Consider the following 20,735-nt stretch of genomic DNA (forward strand, 5'->3'; position numbering starts at 1 on the left):
TTTTTTATGCAATTGTTGTTATCCCTTCACAATAGTATACCTCCCGCCTTTCTTAGTACTAAAGGTTAAGACGCCGTTGTTATAAGTATGCTTTACCACCTTGCCCTGCTGGTCTTTTACCACGCTGCCTTCAGGCAAGCTTATTTTGCAAACAGCCCCACTGGTAGATAAAATGGATAACTGATCTACCTGCCTGTTCTTCCAGGAGAAATCGAGTTGGAAACCATTCACTGCGCAGATACCTTTTATATTTCCGCTGGCAAACTGCCCGTCAGAAGGCAAAGCAGGAAGCAGGCGGATGACATTTTCCTTGCCATGGCTTTGCAGCAGCATTTCGGCAATACCGGCTACTGCGCCAAAGTTGCCATCTATCTGGAAAGGCGGGTGAGCGCAGAACAAGTTGGCATAAGTACCGGCGCCGGAGTTCATACTGATCTCGCTTCCTGCAACCGCTGGCGCCCATAATTCTTTCAGCATTTTATAGGCATGGTCGCCATCGCCCAGCCGCGACCAAAAAGCAATTTTCCAGGCCCTTGACCAACCGGTGCCTGCATCTCCCCTTCTTTCCAGGGTTTTACGGGCGGCAGCGGCCATTTCAGGCGTATCCCACGGCGTGATCTCATCGTAAGGATATAAGCCATATAACGGTGAAACATGGCGGTGATGAGGATCTGCTTCTTTATAATCTACCAGCCATTCCTGTACGCCTCCAAAAGAAGGACTTACCTGGTTAGGCGCTAAACGTGACACTACTGTTTTTACAGAATCGGCCCAGGCTTTATCCACATTGAGGATGGCAGCCGCTTCTGCACCGGCGCTTAACAGCTCCCTCCCTATCTGCATATCCATAGTCGGGCCCATACAGGTTTGTCCTTCACGGCCATCCGGCAATATATAGGCGTTTTCCGGCGAATTGGAAGGCGCTGTTACCAGCCAGTTATGAGAAGGCTCTGTGATCAGGATATCCCTGTAAAAATCTGCCGCTCCTTTCAGTAACGGGTATACGGAGCGCAGAAAAGCCTGGTCGTTCGTGTATTGGTAATGACGCCATAAGTGAGTGGCTACCCAGGCCCCGCCGGTTAAAGCGGAACCCCAGCTGGCGCCCTCGCCCGGCGCTGTAAAGCCCCATGGATTATAGATCACATGGGCCATCCATCCGCGTGCGTTATAATAAGTACGGGCAGTTTCTGCACCGAACCTGGCCATCTGTTTGGTTAAGGTGAACATGGGCTGATGACAGGCCGATAAATTGGTTACTTCTGCCGGCCAGTAGTTCATCTGCACATTGATATCGAGATGGTAATCGCCGTTCCATGGCGTCTGGTATTCTTCCGCCCAAAGGCCCTGCAAGTTGGCCGGCATCCCGCCTTCTCTCGAAGAACTGATAAGCAGGTACCTCCCGAAATTGAAGTACAGCGGTACCATGGCTGCATCTTTTCCTCCCTGTTGCAAACGTTGCAAACGCTCCATCACCGACAGGTTTTCAACAGCTTTATAGCTCCCGTCGTTTAAAGTGAGCTGGCATCTTTTGAACAATGCGCTGAAGTCCTTCACATGTGCGCTCAACATAGTGGCATAGCTTTTTGATGCCGCTTTGTTAACATCGGCCTTTGTTGCGGGCAACGGGTCAGGGCCCGGGGTTTCCACATCCGGCCAGTTAAGGTTGGTATGCGCTCCTATCACCAAAAGGCATTCATCTGCGTTCTGTATTTCCAGCTCATTGCCTGTAACTCGCTGCTTCCCGTTTTTATTGATCACTTTCAATACGGAAGCATATTTCACTCCTGCATCATCATTACCTCCATTCAGCGCGCCTGTTAATTCTACCATTCCGTCACGGGTTTTGATCTCCGCGCGTTCGCGGCGGAATAACCCGGTTCTGAAATTCAGGGCTCCCGGCCGGCTGGCCGATAAGCGCACCAGTATCACCTGTTGAGGAGCCGATACAAGCACTTCTTCCTTAAATGTAACGCCATTTTTCACCCAGGTAGTCCGGGTAATAGCGCTGTCCAGTTGCAGGATGCGCTGGTATTGCTGTGCAGCAACGGCGCTGTCCTGCCAGCGGATAAACAGGTCGCCCAGGGTCTGGTAACAACCGAACTTTACATTGGCCCCGGCTCCGAACCCGGAACCCGGACCTTTGCATACAAAGTATTTCTGCAGTACTTCCTGCGCTTCGATGTTTTTACCCGCCAACAGGAGTTCCCGTATCTGTGGCAGGTATTTGATCGCTTCCTTGCTGTTGGCGTCTTCAACGCCGCCAGACCACATCGAGATCTCGTTTAACACGATCCGCTCGGCGCCGGGGTTGCCAAATACCATAGCGCCCAACCGGCCATTCCCCACCGGAGAAGAAGCCGTAAAATGTTTTGCCGGTTCGTTAAAACGAAGCGTCAGATCAGATTGCGCAGATACCGAAGTAAAGCAGGCAATCATTATCGTTTGTAAAATGCTGTATTTCATGGAGATCATAGAGAGTCAAGATACCTAAAAAAGTGAAATTATGCCAATCGTTGCATCACATTGATACATGCCCTGCTGTTATGGTATGGACATTTCCAGGGCCCTACCTTGTGTTCGGGTATGAAAGTATAGTCATCACACCGTCCCCAATACCATTCTCCCCTTTCGTGGTCTGCCAGGTATTGGTCAATGAACTGCCAGACATCTGTTGCCGCCTGCCAGTATTTGTCATCCTTTTGCAGTTGCCAGGCATTGATAAATCCTACCAGCGCCTCCGCCTGCACCCACCAGTGTTTTTCTTTCACCAGTTCCCGGGATGCCGGCCGGTATTCGTACCACAGGCCTCCGTCTTTGTCAACTGCCTCCCTGATGGTAACATCGGCTATCTTCAACGCGAGGCGCTCATATTGCGCTACCAGCATGGGGTCGTTGATCTGCTTTGCTGAGTCAAGGAGCAGCCAGGCGGCCTCAATGTCGTGGCCGTACGAAATGGTATCTGAACGCCTTTCCCACTTCTCGTTAAAGAATAAATGAAGATGCCCGGTGTCCGGATCAATGATGCTTTGAAGAAAACGGTGCAGGAGCTTACGTATTTGTGCTGCCAGGTAATCTGATTTCCAGGCCGTGTATAAATTCGTATATGCTTCAACGATATGGAGGTGAGTATTCATTGTCTTTTGCTCGTTGGCGTCTTTATCGCTAAGGCGAAAATCCTCGGGCACCCGCCAGTCGGCGGTAAAGGCTTCAAAATAGCCGTCGTCTTTGTTGTCGTACCCCTGTTGTTCGATGGTATGAAACAACCGGATAGCCAAATCCAACGCCCTGTTATCTTTACCGGCCTTGTAATATTCGCTGCAGGCGTAAATCGCAAAAGCTATTGCATACAATTGTTTACGTGTTTCTGCCGGTTGCCCCAGGTAATTGACAGACCAGTAAACGCCGCCATTTTCTTTATCAATAAAATGCTTTTCGAAATAGTTGAAAGCCCGTTCCGCCATTTTCAAATCCCCCTCCCGCCCTGTAAAATTATAAGCGGCGGAAAAAGTCCATAATATTCTCGCATTTAACACCGCGCTTTTATCGGCTGTTGGAAATGGCTGGTTATCGTTACTTACCGCGCCATAAAAGCCGCCATGTTCTTCATCTGTTACCGTATCGGCCCAGAAGTCGAGTATCCCGTTCAAAGCGTGGGATAAGGATGTTATCAATGCTGTTGTTGTCATTTCCTGTTAGCCTGCAATTCAGATGTAATTGTATGAATCTTGTTTTCAGATAAAGGATAAACTGCTATCAGCAATGCAGATATGAATGCGCCGGCTGCGGGTAAAAAGCTCATCATATATACGATGCCCTGCATAGCTCCAGGCTCCTGCGCTTCGTTGGCCTTAAAGCCGAATGCGCCCAGCAGCCAGCCGGTAAGGGCGCCGCCGATGGTCCATCCGAATTTCTGCGACATAGAGGAAGAAGAAAAGATGAGGCCCGTTGCCCTGCGCCCGTTCTTCCATTCAGAATAATCCGCAATATCGGCATACATCGACCATAAGAGCGGGAATATAATGCCGGCGCAAACGCTTATCAGGAACTGGAAAACAAAGATCAGCATCAACTGTTGTTTATCCAGCCAGTAAAAAAATATACTCAGCAGGCCCGCGCCAAGCATGGCCAGCAGGTAGATGGTCTTCTTCCCCCATTTATTTCCTACTGCCGCCGCCAGTATTACCCCAATGATATTCGCAGCTTGCCCGGTAATAAGATAAAGTGTGGACCAGCTAATGTGTATATTGCCTGTTTCGAAGGCGATTGACTGCCCGACGAAATATTTGAAGTAGTAAATGGTAGCCCCATCTCTTACAGAATTAAAGACCAGGGCTGCAATACCTGCGCCCAGTAAGATCCACCAGGGGCGGTTTGCCAGCAGGTCTTTCAGGTCGTCTTTCAATGCGGGTTTAACTCCCGGGGTGGGAACCACTCTTTCTTTTACCCAACTGAAACAGGTAAGGAAAAGGATTACACAGATGAGCGCGATCGCTGACACTGCCCGCTGCCAGCCTGCAACTTCGGTACTCCGGCCGCTGAAATAATGTACCAGCGGCTCGATCAGCGCCAGCGCCACCAGGCTGCCTATAAACGCAAATGCCATCCTGAAGGCGGCTAATGTATTCCGTTCCCTGGCATCGTCGGATATTACGCCCAGTAAAGAAGCATACGGCACATTAATGAGGGAATAGACCATCATCATCAGCGAATAGGTAATGTAGGCATACACCAGGCTGGCCTGGGGGCCGAGAGAAGGAACTGTAAATGTGAGAATGCCTGTTAACCCGAACGGGATAGCCAGGTACAGCAGGTAAGGCCTGAACCTGCCGTAACGGGAAGTAGTACGATCTGCCAGTACCCCAACCACGGGATCAAACAAAGTGTCCCAGATGCGGGTGACCAGGAAAAGCGTACCTACAGCAGATGCTGCCAGTCCCATAATATCCGTGTAAAAGAATAGCAGGTATGTTCCGAAGAGCTTCCAGAACATTGAAGATGCCATATCGCCTAAGCCATATCCAACCTTTTCTTTTAACGAAATTCTCATGAACGTTGATTACAAAGCGGTCCCTATAATACTCATTTTTTTACAAGTATCATATTTCTGCATTTTGTAATTCATACCTGCTGGCATGCGGCCGGGGTTCTATAGGCCTGCCGGTCCTGTCGGCCCAGGCAAAAGTAAAACAGGCGCCGAAATAGAAAATAAGTGAAGAATAGAACATGAAAAGCAGCAACAGGACGGTAGACGCAGAGGCGCCGTAAATGCTGTTGATACTGCTGTAGGTAAGCATCACTTTAAGTACCGCTTTCCCTATGTTGAACAATATACTTGTTACAAACGCTCCTGTAACATTCACTTTCCACTTAGGCCGGCCATCGGGCAGGAAATGAAAAACGAGGAAGAACCAGATGGTCACTATGGCAACAGAAATTACATAATTGAGCGCACTGTTGTAATAACTGGCGATGGCTGGCAGGTATTGGTCAATATATTTGCCCAGGAAAGTACGGGCTGTTTCTGCGATAATGTCTATCAGGAAAAGTATGCCTGCAAAAACAATCACCAGTACGCCTTTCAACCGGGCCACCATGATCTGGCCAAAGGTTTGTTTTTGAGCGGGCCGCACTCTCCAGAGTTCGTTAAGCGATCCTTTTATTATTTTGAATAAAGTTGTGGCTACAAAAAGCAGGAAAATAAATCCGGCGATCGCGATGATCCAGTTCTGCGCAATACTTCTGAATGCTTTTAAAGTATTCAGGATGGCTTCCGAGGTCTCTTCCCCGAAATAATTTTCCAGCTGTATCATCAACCGTTGCCCTACATGCTGCACTCTGAATATCATCCTCAGTAACTGTATGATAATGATCAGGATGGCTGGCAAGGCAAAAGTGGTAAAGAAAGCAGTAGCGCCGGCCATACGCAGGGGGTCATTGGCCTGCAGTTGTTTATAGGCGTCCCTGAACGACAACAGGAACTGTTGCCATCTTGGTATCTGAGTATGAATTGTTTTGGTTTTCATTCGTTAAGGGCCCAATTTACTACTTAATTTCTTTATAGCACATTGATTATCTTTGTACTAATGAATGCAATAATTAAATATCCACACCCGGATCTGCAGGAAGCGGTAGACTATTACTGGTTCCATGAATTACCGCATTCAACACTTCAAACCTATAATATCCCGTTTTTACACCAGGAACTGATCATTAATTATGGCGATGGTTTTTCTCTCAGCAACGCCACTCACCAGTACCGGTATACGGAACAGGGAGAGCTTTCAGGATTGCTGCACAGTCCAACCATCACTTTGATCAAAGGAACCTACAAAGCGTTGGGTATTATGTTCAAACCTTTTGGACTGTACCGGCTGTTCGGCATATCTGCAACACAATTAATACGCCAACCTTTAACCCTGCAAAGCATCTGGGGACCAGCCGCTGCACTGCTTCTCAGGAAACTGTCTGACAGCCCTGCACCCGCAGAAAAACTGGATACCCTGGAAGATTTCCTGTTGCAAAGGATCAATCCCTTGCCTGTGCCTGACGAATTGCTGCAGTTGCAGCAACAGCCATCCACGAATAAAGGGTATATCCAGTCGTGCTTGTCGGCAGCCTTGCCAACCGCAAAGAAATATATTCACTATTGCAGGGAAACAGTAGGTTTTACCCCTAAACGCTTCAGCCATTTATGCCTGGTCAATGCCAGCCTGCAACAGATCGCCAGTCAACCTGCCATGTCGCTGACCGAGGTAGCATACGACAACGGTTTTTACGATCAATCGCATTTCGTCCGGGTATTCAGATCCATTACCGGTATTACCCCATCAGCCTACCGCAAGGCGGTAAGAGCCCAAAAAGTAAATTCCAGTTTTCCTAACACCATTTTCCTGTAAGCGGAAATTTTGTACAATTTTCTGCCGTCCCGATCCTTCAACTTTGCGAAAAAAAAGGATGAAGAAGGTAAAAGTTTACATCGCCACCAGCCTGGATGGCTGGATTGCCGACAAAGAAGGGAAAATTGAATGGTTAACCGGTTTCCCCAACCCAGAAGGTACAGATTACGGGTACAGCGAGTTCCTCGCCACTATCGACACCACCCTTATCGGGAATAGTACATACAAAGATATCCTTATCCTGAGCGAAGAATTCCCGTACCCCGACAAAACCAATTATGTATTCACCCGGAATCCGTCGCTGCAGGATACGAAGTATGTGCAATTCGTTCATACGCCGGCAGCCGAATTTGTGCGGGAGTTAAAACAGGGAGCAGGGGCTGATATATGGCTGGTAGGCGGCGGGTTGCTCAACGGCAGTTTGCTGGAAGCGGGGTTGATAGATGAGATGATCATTCATGTGATGCCGGTGATATTGGGAGATGGAATACCGCTTTTTGGAGGCGTTAATGTTAACATCGCGTTTGAGTTGTTGCGGCACAAAGTTTATAGTTCCGGTGTACTCGAACTTCATTACAAAAAAATAGGGCAACAGGTGTAGCGATTCCTGTTGCCCCGATGCAATTACAATCCATTCACTCCGGTTGCAAAGTATCCTGCAGTTGTAGTAGCGTTAGATGCTGCCTGATACCAATGCTTCCATGGCGAACTTCATTACTGCAACTGCACCTTTTCAACGGGAGTGAAGATCATATCTTCCACCCCACTGATCTTAACGCCAATCCTGGCATATACATAGTTCTGGGCAGGTACAATATCCGGCACATCCGCCTGCAGGCTGATGTTATTCGGATCGGTGATATCGCCACCGTTTACAACTGCATCCCTGATGTTGTTCTTTTTATCGGCGAACTGTGTTTTCGCCAGGTACAGCACCACCTGTTCTACATCCCTCGCATCCGTTCCTTTCAAGATCTGCTCCAGCTTGCAGGTAGCAGTTATCTTTTTGCCTGCGGCAGTGAACTTAGGCGTTCTGATCATGTAGTAAGGCAATACTTCGATATCCATTGTTTGGTTGCCTGTAATATTTACCTGGATGGTATCGGTGTGGGTAGTACCATCCTGCTTGGATTTGAAAGGCCCTTGCGACGCAGGGATCACCAGCTTGTAAGCGGCAGGGAAAAGCAGGGAAGAAAAACTTCCGTCCTGGTTTACCGCCACGTTAATAGGCACTTTGGTAGCCCATCCCGGTTCCCAGAGTTCAAAATATACATCCTGTTGGCTGACCCCGATCGCTTCACCATTGTAAACAATACGACCATTAAAAGTGCATGAAGGCGCAGGATAGTTATCTTTTTTACACGCACCAACCAAGATAACCAGCAACAACAGATAATAAGATTTAATACGCATACAATTACTTTTTACTGATTAGGATTTTTAACGATCAACGGGTTATTATTACGGATGTTATCATCGATAAAGGAGTAATAATTCCCTAACCTGAACTCGTGCGGCTCGGTCACTTCAGCAGGTTTAATTTTCCTGAACACCCATTTGCCGTTTGTCGGATCGCCGGGGTTGTAAACCTTGTAAGGAACCAGGCCAAACACCCTGGTACTGCTGGCGGTTGCATTTCCTATATCGGTTGTCAGATCGCCTGCCTGCCCGTTCCATACTTTATGTGCGATGCGCCAGCGTTTGTAATCCCACAGCTCATGTCCTTCGAACGCCAGTTCCACTTTTCTTTCATGCACTATCCTGTTGAAATTGATCTCTCCCGGTTGCAATGCTTTTACCAGTCCGGCCCTTGCCCTCACCTGGTTCATATAAGTAGCTGCCGTTCCTGTATTGCCCAGTTCAAACGCCGCTTCTGCTGCGTTCAGCAATACTTCCGCATAACGGTAACGGATCCACCAGACATCGCTTTGCGTACCGATCTGGCCTGAACCGGTTGTCGGGTCCATGTATTTACGTACGAAGAAACCTGTTTGTGCGCCAAATTCCAGCCTGTCTACAGGTCCGTCTACTCCTATTACCTGTACCCTTGCCCCGTCTACATCCACCACTTTACCAAAAGCGTCGCCACTTACAATACTGCCGTCTTTCTTTACAATTCCGCCATAGATATCTACTTTCTTGTTTTTAAACTCGGTGCCCGGTAAGATAACAGTGCCTGCCAGGCGGGCGTCGCGGCCTGCAAAAATATCAACAGGAGAAGTGTAGTATACATAATTGCCGTCTGTTGTATTGGTAACAAATGGCGCAAATGTATTGTCCAGCAACTCGAACGACTGTACGAGGTTCAGGGAAGGATTCAACCTTCCGCCCTGTTGTTCCTCTGCTGAAGTACGAGGCTGGTTCGCGAGCGTCCATCCCTGTACCTTACCGCTTTGTAATTTGAAATCCTTCACGAAAATGGCTTCAGGGTTGCTGTTCTTATCTGTAAAGAGAGAAGAAAAGTTTTCTGAAAGATTAGCTTTTCTCTGGTACAGGCTATAAGCGTTGCTCTTGATGATCTCTTCTGCCGCGGCCAGCGCTTTGGTATAATAGCCCGTGGCCATGGCAGCGGGGATGCCTACTTCGCCGCCGGGCAGGGATACCTGCGGCAACGTTGCGCCGTATTTCGCAATAGAGCCTGCATACAGCGCTGCACGGGCCTGTACGGCCAGTACAGCCCATTTTGTAGCGCGCGACTTGATATTTACCGCATCCGGTAACAGGTTCTTTATTTCATCCAGCTCCTTGATCACAAAATCATAGATCTCTGATTCCTTGGCGCGTGGTCTGCGCAGGTAAGTTGGGTCGTTTTTATAATCGTAGGTCATTGACTCCAGGATCAATGGAACGCCGCCCATTCTTTTCACCATATCGAAATACGCCACTGCTCTCAGGAAGCGGACTTCGGAAGAAAGACGCGTTTTAGCGGTTTCAGTGAGTTTATCTGCTTTCGCACACTTTTCCAGGAAGAGGTTTAATTCGCGTACATAGCCATAGTTCCAGGAGCCCCAGCTTCCATAACCGTAATAACGGTCGTGGTGCCGCCAGTATGACCCTGCTTCTGAAGCAAACCCTTCATCGAAGGCGGTGAAATCGCCCCAGTTTTCGATGGTCTGGAAATCAGGGTACCTGTCATACATATCTGCCACCACTGCCAGCACAATGGTACTGTCTTTCCATACCTGGTCGTCCAGCAGGATGTCGGTCGGGTCTTTACTGAGGAAATTATCATCCTTGGTACAACCCACCACACCAAGCAGCGCTGTAAGTAATATAAAGAGAAGGTTCTTCTTCATAATGTTTCTCATTTAGCATTTTAGAACGTAAGATTCGCGCCCACATTCACAAATTTGTTTTGCGGATACTGCAAACCGTTTGGATCAATAACTTCTGGTTCTACGCCCAGTTTATGCACATTGTCGATAGAGAACAGGTTATAGGTGTTCAGGTATAACCTTACTTTTTTAATTCTCGCACGGTCTAACCAGGCCTGCGGCAAGGTATAACCTACTTCCAGCGTTCTCAGTCTCAGGTATCGTACGTTCCTGATCCAGAATGAAGATGGTTTATTGTAGTTGTTATGGTCTCCTTTATTGAAACGCAATGCAGGATATTTACCAATCACCCACGGGCTGTTGATATCAAATGGGTCGGTACGGTAAGAACGCTCATCAAAGAATTGTTTCAGCAGGTTACCGCCGTTCTGGTAAGGCCATCTCATTTCCCAGTTCTGTTCGTAGGTGTACATAGAAGCACCGGAGAAGTCGGCAGCGAAATCGATGCCTTTCCACCTGAGGCCGAGGTTAATTCCATAGCTCACCGTAGGGTTCTGGCCTGTTGCATAACCGATAGGACGCATATCATAATCGTTTATCACGCCATCTCCATTCACATCTTTATAGATCAGGTCACCCGGCAATTGGGTACGGTTACCTTGGCCGTCGTTGTCTACTTTGTAGTTGTTGATCTCGTCGACCGACTGGAATTGCCCTACTACTTCATATCCCCAGTAAATGCCATTCCACCTGTTTTCGCCGGAGTTCCGGTAATGATCCCAGGAGTTGCCGAACCTTGGTTTGTATGAGTTCAAGAATTTCTTACGGGCATAAGAGAAGTTAGCGCCAACGGTGTAATCCAGTTTGCCTGCTTTTCCATTGTAAGCGGCGGAAATTTCACCTCCCACAACGGCGTCGCTGTTTACGTTTTCGTTTGGCAAACTGTAACCGATCTCGTTTGGTACCAGTACATCGTATTTGCTTCCCAATAAGCCGGAACGTTTACGGTAGAAATAGTCGATAGACCCTGTGATCTTTGAATTCAGCAAAGCGTAATCGATACCTACGTCGCCAATTTTGCTGGTGAACCAGGATACGCGGCTGTTAGGTACGCCTTTGTCTCTTGCGCCCCTGATAATGGTTCCGTCAGAAATAAAAGTAGAGGTACCATATTTATAACCTGCCAGGTAATCGAATGCGCCGATCCCTACATCATCATCTCCCAGTTCCCCGTATGATCCGCGGATCTTCAGGTCTGTCAGGAAGCTGCTGTTGCCGAGGAGATTTTTGGCAAATTGCTCTTCTGTGATCCTCCAGCCTCCGGAGATGCTTGGGAAGAAACCCCATCTTTTACCGGGAGCAAATTTCCAGGAACCGTCGTAACGGCCTGCCAGCTCCAGGTAGTATTTGTTGGCATAATTGTAATTCACCCTGCCGATGTAACCGATACGTGCTTCTACCCAGTCGGCATCGTTATAGGTATCCATATCGGCAAACTGCAGTAATGGCAAGCTGTTGTTCTTGGGCACGCTGTGTACCCAAACATCCAGTTCCCGCCTGGTGATCCTTTCTGTGATGAAGTTTGCACCAATTGTATGTTTGCCAAAGGTGTTGTTGTAGTTAACCTGGCCCTGTACCACGTTTTCCAGCACCTTGTGCGTACCGCGTTCGCGCCATGGGTTGGTGCTGCCGCCGCTGCGCCTGTAGCTGCTGTCGGCGTCGTTGTAAGTATACACGTCGTATGTATACTCATGGCCGTTCATCAGTTTATCTGCATAGTAGTAAGAATATCTTCCCTGCAGGGTCAAACCTTTCAGCGGTGTTTGATATTCTCCTGTAAAGTTGGTCTGCAATACTCTCCAATCTTCTGTCCAGTAACCGGAAATGGATTTGGTTTGTACCGCCCAGTTCTCCGTATTGTGTCCTATATCGTTAGGGTAGTTAGGATTATCGTTGGCATACGGGCGTTCGGTAGGCCGGTTGCGGAACAATGCAAAGCGCGGCGCCCAGTAGTCGTCGCCTCCCGGAACACCGGGGTTATCCCGTTCTTCGATACGGCCATTGATCTGTACCCCAACTTTAAAACGTTTGGCCACTTTGGCATCTACGTTACTCTGGATATTGGTACGATTGAAGCTGAATTCACGGCCCAGCACTGATTTCTGATCCAGGCGGGTTACAGAGAAGTAATAGTTGATATTTTCTGATCCGCCACTGGCACTGATATTGGCTGAAGTCTGAGGCGCATTTTTCTTGATGATGAAATCATACCAGTCGAAGCTCTGGAAACCTTTCTGCGTTCCGTCTTTCCATTTCTGCAATTCTTCCGGTTTGATGTCTGTTTTATGGTCCACGTTGATCTCAGATTCAACTTTACCCAACATCCATTCGTAAGCATTCACTGTTTTAGGGAAGCGCGACCAGTTCTGCCATCCCGTATAGGCGTCGACGTTAATGGTGTTCGGGCTGCCCAGTTTACCGCGTTTAGTGGTCACCACTACCACCCCGTTTGCAGCGCGTACGCCGTAAATAGCTGCGGAAGCGTCTTTCAGTACGGAGATGGATTCAATGTCATTGGGCGAAATGTTATTGAACTGACCTGCGTCTTTTTGTACTCCGTCAATTACATAGAGCGGGTTACCGAGGTTACGTATCTGGATATTTGCGCTGGCGCCGGGGCGGCCATCAGGCATCCTGAAAGATACGCCGGGCATTTTACCTGCCAGGGTAGCGCTTACAGTAGAAGCATGCACCCTTTCCAGGTCTTTGGATGTTACACCTGAAATAGCGCCGGTGATGGATTCTTTCTTTTGGGTACCATAACCTACAACAAGCACCTCTCCCAGTCCTTTACTGTCTTCGCTCAATTGCGGGTTGATGGATCTTTTGTTGCCAACTTTTAATTCCTGTTTATTGTAACCAATGAACGTGAATACCAGGACGGCATTTTCATCGGGCACAGTTACAGAATAGGCTCCTTTAGCATCTGTGGTCGTTCCTTTTGTGGTTCCTTTCACCGAGACTGTTACTCCTACCAATGGTTCATTTTTCTCGTCCGTTACCTTACCTGTAACGGTGATGCTTCCATTTGTTTGCGCTACCGAAACGCCAGGAAACAAACTTATCAGTAATAGCAGGCAACAGAAAGCCGCTATCACGCTCCGTATTACACTACGGACACGTAAATGTGATTTCATAACTGAATTTTTCTTGTCAATAAATCTTTAGAACTACATCGGGTTATAGACTGAGCTGATCTTCATTTCATTCGTAACGCGGAACACAGCCTATCTATTTACAGCGATTTTAATTTTGGTTGCATTGGTATCCGGCGGGCCACATCCCGCCGGAATTAAAAAAGACTCGATTCATCGATTGTAAGTGTTGGGGCACTTACTTATTCTACTATGGGTTCAAGGTTACCAATGCCGGATTGTATAATTTGCTTGCTACCTGTTTTAGTTTTTCAACTGCTACTTTCTGTACTTTCCTGTCATATGTCATCAACCCGTTCACTTCAACTTCCACGTCGGTTGTTTGCGTATAAACCGCTGCCGACAATCCCAGTTTGATCAACTGCTCCAGGCGGTCTGTAAACTGGCTGTATCTTTTGAACAGGTCGTTTTCATTTTTGAAGCTCTGGTAACCCCAGTTATCTTTCTGCTGCCAGCTATGCTCATTGATCGGCAAACCCAGTCCTCCGTATTCGCCCAGCACGATAGCGCGTTTATCGCCATAAACAGCCGGATCGGGCATCGCAGGTTCAGGATAGTTATGCAGGTCGATGATCTGTCCTACCGGGTAGAAGTTACCGCCGCTGGCTGTATTCACTAAACGGGAAGGATCTTTTTTCATGGTCCATTCAGCGATTTCAACTGTCTTGAACTGCCCCCATGCTTCGTTGAACGGCGTCCATACTACGATAGAAGGATAGTTATGCAATGCTTCCATGATCGCATTCCATTCTTTTCTATAATAGCCTTCTGATTCAGGAGTACGGTTCTTGTCTGTTGCCCTGTCGATAACGCCAGGCCTGTTTTCCCAGCCATTACCCAGGTCGCCGCTTGGCATATCCTGCCATACCAGCATTCCTAATTTATCGCAGTAGTAGTACCAGCGGGCAGGTTCTACTTTAATATGTTTCCTGATCATATTAAAGCCCATTGCCTTGGTTTGAACGATATCAAATTTCAGCGCTTCATCTGTTGGCGCGGTGTACAAGCCGTCGGGCCACCAGCCCTGGTCCAGCGGTCCGAACTGGAACACGAAACGGTTGTTCAGCAACATGCGTTGAACGCCGTTGGCATCTTTACCGATCGATGATTTACGCATTGCGAAATAGCTCTTCACTTCGTCGATCACTTTTCCTTTACGGCTTACTGTTACTTTCAGATCGTAGAGGAAAGGAGCGTCGGGCGACCATAATTTAGGTGAAGCGATCTTCAGGTTAGCGCTTTCGCCATTCACCTGGCTTTCGGCCACTTTATTGCCGCCGTCGAAAGCTGCAACTGTCACCACATCGCCCGGCTGGATGTTTTCCACCTGCGGAGCTACGGTCAGTGTTTGCTGATCAATATCCGGCGTTTGTTTGGTAGCCGCGATGTACGTGTTATTCACCGCTTCCGCCCAAACGGTTTGCCAGATACCGGTAACAGGGGTATACCAGATACCTTCAGGTTTATTCACCTGTTTACCCCTGGGTTGAGGACCATCGTCGGTCGGGTCCCATACTCTCACTACTATGTCTTGCGCCCCGCCCTTTTTCAGGAAGGAAGTGATGTCGATAGTAAAGGGATCGAAACCGCCTTCGTGCGAACCGGCTTCTTTACCATTCACGTAAACGGTAGTACGCCAATCCACTGCGCCGAAGTGCAATAAGATCTTTTTTCCTTTCATGGAAGATGGTATGGTCCAGGTAGTGTTGTACCACAGTTCCTGGTCCTTTCCCACAGTTTTGCCTACGCCGGAAAGCGCTGATTCTGCTGCAAAAGGCACCAGTATCTTACCATCCCAGCTGGCAGGCTGTTGCTGATCTTTAGGCCTGATGGCGTAGTTCCACAGCCCGTTCAGGTTTTTCCAGTTGTTATCACGCACCAGTTGGGGGCGCGGATACTCAGGCAATGTTGCAGTTGGCTTTACTTGCTCACTCCAGGTAGTGGTGATCTTACCCGGGACTATCTTCCAGTCCTGTGCATTTGCATTTAAAAACAACGCAAACGACAAGGCAGAAATCAGGTAGGCTTTTTTCATATTTGTACTTATCATTTTTCTATTCTCCCGAAGGTTTTCTAATTGGTTGATTAATGCTTACAGGTACTCCGAAATCAGGCATTCCATCGGGCTGCCAGTTGATCTTCTGGATACGTGGATTGCGATGTCCTCCGCACCCTTGTCCGGCTTTGGAATTGGCATGGTAAATAATCCAGTCTTCCTTTCCGTCGGGCGATTTAAAAAACCCGTTATGACCGGGACCAAATGCCCCGTTCTCTTTGTTGGTTGTCAGGTAAGGAGTTGGCATCTTGGTCCAATTGGCAGGATCAAGAGGATCGGCTCCTTTCTTTAGTTTTATAATGCCCAGTGCATAACTTTCTGTCCAGCAGGCACTGGCCGAATAAACCAGGAATATATCCCCTTTCGGGCTTTCGAGGATCTCAGGCCCTTCGTTCACGGGTATGCCATCTTTTTCCCAATCATAAATGGGGGCAGCTATTTCTACCCGGTGCGTTGCCATGGTCCAGGGGTTTTGCATACGTGCAATGTAAAGCCGCTGCAGGTTGTCTTTCCCGTTATGACCGCTCCAGATAAAATAATGCTGTCCTTTGTATTTGAAAACCGTTGCGTCCAACGCGAAATTATCGGCCGCCGGGTCTTTTAACTGTCCTTTATCCACCCATGTACCGGTGGTAGGATCATCTGCCTTGTTCTCCATCACAAACAGGTGTTGCGGATGTATGCTGTCAGACGACCCGGCTGTATAATAGATATACCAGGTATTATTGATCCGGTGCAATTCAGGCGCCCATATATCCCTTGCATTAGGTCCTTTGGCGGGCGGCGTCCAGATACGTACCTGTTTTGCTTTGCCCAGGTCCGACATTTTCCGGGTTTTATACATGACAATATCCACCCCGGTAGTATGCATATAATAATAAAAACCATTGTGACGGATCACCCAGGGATCGGGACCCGATTGAAGCAGCGGATTTCTGAAAAGGCTGGCGGTATCAGCCACCTGCTGCGCATAGGTGATCGATGGATAAATAATAAGCAATAATAGCAGACGTACGAAGAACATACCGCTGTTCATAACATGGATTTAAGTGTAAAAAGAACGCTTAAATAATTTTCTCAAAGAAAAGATTTCCTTTTCTTTTATGGTTATCATTTCATCTCAATTTTTCTTCTTTTTGTATCATTGTCTCATAACCGCATTTCCTGTTGAAAGGCATGTGAGAATGTCCTTTACGGGGAGGCTTTTGCAGGAAACAGGAAAACGATTAGCTTTAAGGTTTTGATAATCAATAAATCATGTGGAAAACAGGCTATGCCATACTTTGCATCTTGCTGCTGAATGCTGCTAAACTCTATGGCCAGTTCGCCGATGTGGTTCATTACCAGGTAGAAAACGGGCTTTCCCATAACGCCGTGATCTGCACGTTGCAGGACAGGCAGGGGTTTATGTGGTTTGGCACCCTTCATGGCCTGAACCGGTTCGACGGCTATACTTTCCGCAGTTTCCTGCGGTCTGACAGCACCGGCAGCCTGGGGAACAATGGTATTGTTTGTTTATACGAAGCTGCGAACGGGCTGATATATGTTGGCACCGAAGGAGGCGTATATATTTATAATCCGCGTACCGAAGAATTCAGGCAGCTGGATAAAAAAGTAAACGGCGTTATCAACGCCATCACCAACGACCTGCAGGGAAATATCTGGTTATGTTCATCGGGCAGCATCTTCCGCTACCAACCCGAAAAAAATGAACTAATCGCCGTACCAGGCTTTCCTTCCGCCACTTCCTTATGCCTGGGAGGCGATGGCAATATCTGGGCGGTATCCGCAGATGGACGAATCGCCGTGTATAACGCCGCCACCCGGTCTTTTTCCCAATATTCGCTTTTTGATCATTCCAGGCCCGTCAATTCCCACTGGGTACAAAAAATTGTTCCGGAGGGAAAGGACACCCTGCTCATCTGCACCACCAAGCAAGGAGTTAAATTGTTCGACATCCGAACATTAACCTACCAGGATTTCTTTTCCACCAGCCCCGAAGGCGATGAAATATACGCCAGGGATATATTAAAAAAAGAGCAGGACGAATACTGGATTGCCACAGAATCCGGCGTTTACATTTATCATCCGGCCGCTAAAACCACCATCAATCTTAAAAAAAAATACAATACTCCTTATTCTATTTCCGACAATGCCATCTATTGCCTGCTGAAAGACAAAGAAGGCGGAATATGGGCGGGCAGCTACTTTGGCGGCATCAACTATTTTCCTGTACCCTATTACTCTTTCGAAAAATTCTTTCCACAGCCCGGCACTCCTTCGCTTAGCGGCAATGCAGTAAGGGAGATACACCCGGATAAATACGGTCGTTTATGGATCGGGACAGAAGACGGGGGACTGAATTGCTACAATCCTGCTACCGGGCAATTCAAAAATATACAACCCAGCGCGCCTCCCGCTGTCGGATTATCGCATACCAATATCCACGGGCTGCTGGTAACCGGCGATTCGCTATGGATAGGCACTTTTGAGCATGGTTTGGATATCATGGATATCCGCACCGGAAAGTTTATCAAACATTATGAAAACGGTCCGGCCCCGCACCAGTTGAAAAGCAATTTTATTTATTCGCTGCTGCAAACCAGGAACGGCGACATCTATCTCTGCACCAGCTATGGTTTCCATAAGTATAACAGGAAAGACGACAACTTCGATGTGATCCGGGAACTGCCAAACTACGTTTTCTATATAACAGCATTTGAAGACAGTAAAGGAAACATCTGGGCAGGCGGCTCCAGGGACGGGGTATTTTTTTACAACCCGAAAACCCGCAGGAACCAGGTGTATGTACACCTGGATACCGACACCAGCAGCCTGGCCAACAACAGGGTAAACTGCATTTTCGAAGACAGCAAACACCGGATATGGGTAGGCACCGACGATGGACTATGCCTGTTCCTGCCGGCTACAGGTAACTTCAAACGTTACCGGCTGGAACACGGATTTATTAATACCATGATCTTCCGGATAGAAGAAGACAAAAGGCAGCGCCTCTGGATTTCAACGGCCAAAGGGCTGGCCTGTTTTGATCCGGCCAGCGAAAAAGCTACTGTATTCACCAGGGATAACGGGTTGCTGAACGACCAGTTCAACTATAACTCTTCGTACGTTGATAGCCTTGGTACTATGTATTTTGGCAGCGTAAAAGGGATGATCCGTTTCAATCCGGAGTCGTTCAAGGAAAACCATTTCAGGGCCCCTGTTTATTTCACCGGGTTGCAGATCTACGGGCGGGAAGCATTGGTAGGAGACGCGCTGAACAAATCCATTTCCTTTACAGATAGCATTGTGCTGGCGCATGACCAGTCGTCTTTCAGCATCGATTTTGCAGCGCTGAGTTATACATCGCCGAAAACGACCGCCTATGCCTATAAAATGGAAGGACTGGATGCCGACTGGACTTACCTCTCCACCAACCGGAAAGCATATTTTACGAAGATCTCGCCGGGTATTTATCATTTCCTGGTGAAAGCAGCCAGTAGCAACGGAAAATGGAGCGATGCCCCGAAATCGCTTTATATCAGGATACTCCCGCCATTTTACAGGAGTTATCCTGCTTATGCCGTGTATGTATTGTGTTTGCTGGCCATTATCATTTCCGTTATCCGCTGGTTCCATCAACGGGCCGTAGCCCGGCAGAAGAGGGAGATGGAACGGCTGGCCCATGAAAAAGAAAAAGAAATTTACCAGGCAAAGATTGAGTTCTTTACTCACATAGCGCATGAGATACGTACGCCCTTAACCCTTATCAAAGGGCCTATGGAAAAGGTTATCCAGCGGGTAGAAGAAGTGCCGCAGATCCAGAAGAACCTGCGCATCATGGAAAGGAATACCGACAGGTTGCTGGATCTGACCACGCAACTGCTGGATTTCAGGAGAACGGAAACGCATGGATTCAGCCTGACATTCACCCATACCAATATTTCGGAGTTGCTGAGAGAAATATTTACGCGTTTCACAGCGGCAGCGGAGCACAAGAACCTGGATTTCCAGCTGGATATGCCCAACACTCCTTTTTATGCCAATGTAGACGCAGAAGCGATCAACAAGATCATCAGCAACCTGCTGAACAATGCCATCAAGTATGCCGCTACCCGGGCATCCATGCACCTGTTGCAGATAAGCGAAACAGATACTACCTTTACGGTACTGGTTAAAAACGATGGCTATCTGCTGAGTACAGAAATAGCAGAAAAAATTTTCGAGCCATTCTTCAGGGTAAAAGCAACAGCCTCAGAATCCGGTGCTGGCATAGGATTGTCATTATCTAAAACCTTAGCCGAATTACATAACGGTCAATTGGTCCTGGCGCCGCATGAGGGGCCGTTAAATGTTTTTTCGTTAACATTGCCCATTAATCCTGGTACTACTGATAATTCGAATAAATGGACAACAAACCACTGATATTGCTAGTTGATGATAATGAAGAGATCTTATCTTTCATTGAAGAAGACCTGGAAGATAAGTACAAAATTATTACCGCCCGCGACGGCAAGGCCGCTATGGCCCTGTTGAAAGAACATCCCGTGCAGCTGGTGATCAGCGATATTATGATGCCCGAGATGGACGGGTTCGAGTTGTGCAGTGTTATTAAATCAGATTTTGAAACCAGCCATATTCCTGTTATCCTGCTCACCGCCCGGAATACCCTGCAATCCAAGATCGAAGGGTTGGAGATAGGGGCAGATGCTTATATAGAGAAACCTTTTTCGCCCGCTTACCTTCAGGTGCAGATTGCCAACCTGCTTACCAACAGGGGTAAACTGAAATCCTATTACGCCAACACCCCGCTTGTTCACCTGAAAAGCATGGCCTACACCAGCGCAGATGAACAGTTCCTGGAAAAATTGAACGATATAATCCAGCAGCATCTCGACAGTACAGAGCTGGATGTGGAGCAGCTGGCGGATTTCATGAATATGAGCCGGCCTACTTTCTACCGGAAAATAAAAGCAATATCAGATCTCACTCCCCATGAACTGATCAACATAGCCAGGCTGAAAAAAGCGGCAAGCCTGCTGGCAACCGGTTCGTACAAGATAAATGAAGTGGCGGAGCTCTGCGGGTTTGCTTCTCTCACCAACTTTGGAAAAAATTTTCAAAAGCAGTTCGGTATTCTTCCATCCAAGTACCTCGCGCAAATGCAGGCAGAGAAAGGAAATTAAAAGTTTGTCTTGATCGCCCGCCAGAAAAATAATATATTAGCGGACATCCATCAATTCCCATCGTTTGGCATCCGGCATAAATAAGTGCGGTCGTTTGTTGCTGCCAT

13 protein-coding genes are annotated in these 20,735 nt (G+C 47.8%); 4 read left to right on the forward strand and 9 right to left on the reverse strand.

The window, feature by feature from the left end:
• Positions 1–18: 18 nt before the first annotated feature.
• Genes BLV62_RS01675 through BLV62_RS01690 form a run of 4 tightly spaced genes read right to left on the reverse strand, consistent with a single transcriptional unit; the run spans position 19 to position 6,023 of the window.
• Positions 19–2,472, reverse strand: coding sequence for a glycoside hydrolase family 95 protein (locus BLV62_RS01675; protein ID WP_211118319.1), 2,454 nt, complete (start codon positions 2,470–2,472; stop codon positions 19–21).
• 29 nt (positions 2,473–2,501) lie between these two features.
• Positions 2,502–3,686 carry an AGE family epimerase/isomerase gene (locus tag BLV62_RS01680; protein WP_089757994.1) on the reverse strand — a complete coding sequence of 395 codons (1,185 nt, stop codon included), beginning with the start codon at positions 3,684–3,686 and terminating at the stop codon, positions 2,502–2,504.
• Positions 3,683–5,047, reverse strand: a complete 1,365-nt coding sequence (locus tag BLV62_RS01685; protein ID WP_089757997.1) for an MFS transporter — start codon at positions 5,045–5,047, stop codon at positions 3,683–3,685. The genes BLV62_RS01680 and BLV62_RS01685 overlap by 4 nt, the downstream gene beginning before the upstream one ends.
• A gap of 49 nt (positions 5,048–5,096) precedes the next feature.
• Positions 5,097–6,023: a YihY/virulence factor BrkB family protein gene (locus tag BLV62_RS01690; protein ID WP_089757998.1), complete on the reverse strand. Its 927-nt coding sequence runs from the start codon at positions 6,021–6,023 to the stop codon at positions 5,097–5,099.
• A gap of 60 nt (positions 6,024–6,083) precedes the next feature.
• On the opposite strand from BLV62_RS01690, the gene BLV62_RS01695 reads away from it, so the two are divergent.
• Both BLV62_RS01695 and BLV62_RS01700 read left to right on the forward strand, forming a co-directional pair.
• Positions 6,084–6,896 (forward strand): helix-turn-helix domain-containing protein, encoded by an 813-nt coding sequence (locus tag BLV62_RS01695; RefSeq protein WP_089758001.1) that lies wholly within the window; start codon positions 6,084–6,086, stop codon positions 6,894–6,896.
• A 58-nt stretch (positions 6,897–6,954) separates the two neighbouring features.
• Entirely contained in the window at positions 6,955–7,497 is a 543-nt protein-coding gene (locus BLV62_RS01700) for a dihydrofolate reductase family protein (RefSeq protein ID WP_089758003.1), read from the forward strand.
• Positions 7,498–7,610: 113 nt separating this feature from the next.
• Here the strand turns inward: BLV62_RS01700 and BLV62_RS01705 are convergent, their stop codons facing one another.
• From BLV62_RS01705 to BLV62_RS01725, 5 genes are all read right to left on the reverse strand, one after another.
• Positions 7,611–8,309, reverse strand: coding sequence for a DUF3823 domain-containing protein (locus tag BLV62_RS01705; protein ID WP_089758005.1), 699 nt, complete (start codon positions 8,307–8,309; stop codon positions 7,611–7,613).
• An 11-nt stretch (positions 8,310–8,320) separates the two neighbouring features.
• The gene (locus BLV62_RS01710; RefSeq protein WP_089758008.1) at positions 8,321–10,192 is read right to left on the reverse strand and encodes a RagB/SusD family nutrient uptake outer membrane protein; all 1,872 of its coding nucleotides are present in this window, start codon (positions 10,190–10,192) and stop codon (positions 8,321–8,323) included.
• Positions 10,193–10,212: 20 nt separating this feature from the next.
• Complete coding sequence (locus tag BLV62_RS01715; protein WP_089758010.1) at positions 10,213–13,368, reverse strand: SusC/RagA family TonB-linked outer membrane protein; 3,156 nt, start codon at positions 13,366–13,368, stop codon at positions 10,213–10,215.
• A 208-nt stretch (positions 13,369–13,576) separates the two neighbouring features.
• On the reverse strand, positions 13,577–15,421 hold the full coding sequence (locus tag BLV62_RS01720; protein WP_089758175.1) for a glycoside hydrolase family 2 protein: 1,845 nt from the start codon (positions 15,419–15,421) through the stop codon (positions 13,577–13,579).
• 19 nt (positions 15,422–15,440) lie between these two features.
• Positions 15,441–16,478: a glycoside hydrolase family 43 protein gene (locus BLV62_RS01725; protein WP_089758012.1), complete on the reverse strand. Its 1,038-nt coding sequence runs from the start codon at positions 16,476–16,478 to the stop codon at positions 15,441–15,443.
• Between the two features lie 221 nt (positions 16,479–16,699).
• On the opposite strand from BLV62_RS01725, the gene BLV62_RS01730 reads away from it, so the two are divergent.
• Together BLV62_RS01730 and BLV62_RS01735 are read left to right on the forward strand one after the other, a co-directional pair.
• Positions 16,700–19,867 carry a ligand-binding sensor domain-containing protein gene (locus tag BLV62_RS01730; RefSeq protein ID WP_089758014.1) on the forward strand — a complete coding sequence of 1,056 codons (3,168 nt, stop codon included), beginning with the start codon at positions 16,700–16,702 and terminating at the stop codon, positions 19,865–19,867.
• Complete coding sequence (locus BLV62_RS01735) at positions 19,849–20,628, forward strand: response regulator transcription factor (protein ID WP_089758017.1); 780 nt, start codon at positions 19,849–19,851, stop codon at positions 20,626–20,628. Before BLV62_RS01730 ends, BLV62_RS01735 begins: the two co-directional genes overlap by 19 nt.
• The last annotated feature ends 107 nt before the right edge of the window (positions 20,629–20,735 follow it).

Origin of the sequence: Chitinophaga terrae (ex Kim and Jung 2007) (assembly GCF_900107795.1) — a bacterium.
In the GTDB taxonomy this organism is placed as follows: domain Bacteria; phylum Bacteroidota; class Bacteroidia; order Chitinophagales; family Chitinophagaceae; genus Chitinophaga; species Chitinophaga terrae.

Excerpts from the sequence above, each read along its gene's own strand:
- BLV62_RS01730 (WP_089758014.1), top strand. The coding sequence starts at position 16,700 with ATGTGGAAAACAGGCTATGCCATACTTTGCATCTTGCTGCTGAATGCT.
- BLV62_RS01685 (WP_089757997.1), bottom strand. The coding sequence starts at position 5,047 with ATGAGAATTTCGTTAAAAGAAAAGGTTGGATATGGCTTAGGCGATATG.
- BLV62_RS01690 (WP_089757998.1), bottom strand. The coding sequence starts at position 6,023 with ATGAAAACCAAAACAATTCATACTCAGATACCAAGATGGCAACAGTTC.
- BLV62_RS01695 (WP_089758001.1), top strand. The coding sequence starts at position 6,084 with ATGAATGCAATAATTAAATATCCACACCCGGATCTGCAGGAAGCGGTA.
- BLV62_RS01725 (WP_089758012.1), bottom strand. The coding sequence starts at position 16,478 with ATGAACAGCGGTATGTTCTTCGTACGTCTGCTATTATTGCTTATTATT.
- BLV62_RS01675 (WP_211118319.1), bottom strand. The coding sequence starts at position 2,472 with ATGATCTCCATGAAATACAGCATTTTACAAACGATAATGATTGCCTGC.
- BLV62_RS01720 (WP_089758175.1), bottom strand. The coding sequence starts at position 15,421 with ATGAAAAAAGCCTACCTGATTTCTGCCTTGTCGTTTGCGTTGTTTTTA.
- BLV62_RS01710 (WP_089758008.1), bottom strand. The coding sequence starts at position 10,192 with ATGAAGAAGAACCTTCTCTTTATATTACTTACAGCGCTGCTTGGTGTG.
- BLV62_RS01680 (WP_089757994.1), bottom strand. The coding sequence starts at position 3,686 with ATGACAACAACAGCATTGATAACATCCTTATCCCACGCTTTGAACGGG.
- BLV62_RS01735 (WP_089758017.1), top strand. The coding sequence starts at position 19,849 with ATGGACAACAAACCACTGATATTGCTAGTTGATGATAATGAAGAGATC.
- BLV62_RS01705 (WP_089758005.1), bottom strand. The coding sequence starts at position 8,309 with ATGCGTATTAAATCTTATTATCTGTTGTTGCTGGTTATCTTGGTTGGT.
- BLV62_RS01700 (WP_089758003.1), top strand. The coding sequence starts at position 6,955 with ATGAAGAAGGTAAAAGTTTACATCGCCACCAGCCTGGATGGCTGGATT.
- BLV62_RS01715 (WP_089758010.1), bottom strand. The coding sequence starts at position 13,368 with ATGAAATCACATTTACGTGTCCGTAGTGTAATACGGAGCGTGATAGCG.